This is a genomic window from Bradyrhizobium sp. Unk1 (genome assembly GCF_059512345.1).
This window is the reverse complement of record NZ_JCAMOP010000152.1, coordinates 1-2,007: the sequence shown is the minus strand read 5'-3', so window position 1 is coordinate 2,007 and position 2,007 is coordinate 1. Positions and strand designations below refer to the sequence as shown.

The window sequence follows — 2,007 nt, the reverse complement described above, 5'->3', positions numbered from 1 at the left end:
GCTTCAATGAGGTCGCGTTATAAGCGCTTGCCGCGCCCTCGCGTGAGCGCGACCTCACAGAACCCTCCAGATTCCCTTTCGCCGTGGACCATGATTCTGTGGTGCACCGGAGGGAGCGATGCGTCCGAAGAAGCACAAGTCGACGGGATCGAACGATCTGTTCCGAGCGCGACTGGATCAGATCATCAACATGAAGCACGAGCTGGTTCAGCTCGCCGGCAAGGTCGATTGGGACTGGATCGACGGCGAGGTCGCACCGCTCTACAGCGAGAACGGCCGGCCTGGATCGAGACCCGCTTCATGATTGGGCTCTTGCTGCTCAAGCACATTTACGGGCTGTCCGATGAGGGCATTTGTGAGCGCTGGGTCCACGACCCGTAGTTCCAGTTCTTCACCGGCGAAGAGTTCTTCCAGCACGCCTTCCCGCACGAGCGAAGCGACCTGAGCCATTGGCGCAAGCGGCTCGGCGACAAGCTGGAGCTGCTGCTGGCCGAGAGCCTGCGGGTGGCGCACGAGGTCGGTGCATTGCGCAGCCAGGACCTCAAGCGCGTCACGATCGACACCACGGTGCAACCGAAGGCCATCACCTTTCCGAAAAACTGTCGCAGGCGGCCATCAAGGGGCTCAATCGCCTGGCGAGGAGGCACGGGGTCAGGCTGCGGCAATCCTATGCTCGTGTGGCCAAGACAGCCGCGATGATGGCAGGCCGATACGCCCACGCCAAACAGTTCAGGCGGCATCAGCGGCAGTTGCGTAGCCACTACGTTTTGGGCGAGCGCTGGCGACTCGCCGGTTTGATTGGGCGTGCGACAGGTATACCAGCGACCAGCTAAAACCCCAGCCAAGCACGTCTCCGGTTAACCACTGTCGACCGTCCTGAGCGCCTATTTTTCTGCCAGAGTCCCTTGCTCCCGCAAAAATCCTATCCTATCTCAGCTCGGCCCGTGACTAGCACTCACGGGCATCGATTGCTAGAATTCCAAAATCTCTAACTCGTGCAAATGCTTAGGAGGGCTGCATGAAATTCCGTCCGCTTCACGACCGCGTCGTGGTCAAGCGCATCGACGCAGAAGAGAAGACCGCTGGCGGCATCATCATTCCGGATAGTGCCAAGGAAAAGCCCTCGCAGGGCGAAGTCATCGCCGTTGGCCCCGGTGGCCGCGACGAGAGCGGCAAACTGACCCCGATCGACGTCCAGGTCGGCGACCGTGTCCTGTTCGGCAAGTGGTCGGGCACCGAGGTCAAGATCGACGGCGTCGATCTGCTGATCATGAAGGAAAGCGACATCATGGGCGTGCTCGAAGCTCCCGCTTCGAAGAAGAAGGCCGCCTAACCAACCGCTCGCACCGCTCACCTCTGAGGAGCGCCTGCCGGGCGCCTCGCCAAGGGTGAGATGAGACCAAGACAACTCAGGGAAACCAATATGTCAGCCAGAGAAGTGAAATTCGGCGTCGACGCCCGCGACCGCATGCTGCGCGGCGTCGACATCCTCGCCAGCGCCGTGAAGGTCACGCTCGGTCCGAAGGGCCGCAACGTCGTGCTCGACAAGTCGTTCGGCGCGCCGCGCATCACCAAGGACGGCGTCACCGTCGCCAAGGAGATCGAGCTCGACGACAAGTTCGAGAACATGGGCGCGCAGATGGTGCGCGAAGTCGCTTCGAAGTCCGCTGACGCGGCCGGCGACGGCACCACCACCGCCACCGTGCTCGCCGCTGCCATCGTGCGCGAAGGCGCCAAGTCGGTCGCCGCCGGCATGAACCCGATGGACCTCAAGCGCGGTATCGACCTCGCGGTCGAAGCCGTCGTTGCGGACCTCGTCAAGAACTCCAAGAAGGTGACCTCGAACGACGAGATCGCCCAGGTAGGCACCATCTCGGCCAACGGCGACGCGGAGATCGGCAAGTTTCTCTCCGACGCCATGAAGAAGGTCGGCAACGAGGGTGTCATCACCGTCGAGGAAGCCAAGTCGCTCGAGACCGAGCTCGACGTCGTCGAGGGCATGCAGTT

At 62.1% G+C, this 2,007-nt stretch carries 2 protein-coding genes and 1 pseudogene; all 3 read left to right on the top strand.

What is annotated here, in order from left to right; genetic code table 11:
• Nucleotides 1-118: 118 nt before the first annotated feature.
• A pseudogene (locus AC5ZFO_RS47785) lies at nt 119-755 on the top strand (transposase); the annotation flags it as partial.
• A gap of 263 nt (nt 756-1,018) precedes the next feature.
• Complete coding sequence (locus tag AC5ZFO_RS47780; protein WP_496124240.1) at nt 1,019-1,333, top strand: co-chaperone GroES; 315 nt, start codon at nt 1,019-1,021, stop codon at nt 1,331-1,333.
• A gap of 90 nt (nt 1,334-1,423) precedes the next feature.
• Nucleotides 1,424-2,007 (top strand): TCP-1/cpn60 chaperonin family protein (locus tag AC5ZFO_RS47775; protein ID WP_496124239.1); only part of this gene is annotated, 584 nt, incomplete at its 3' end.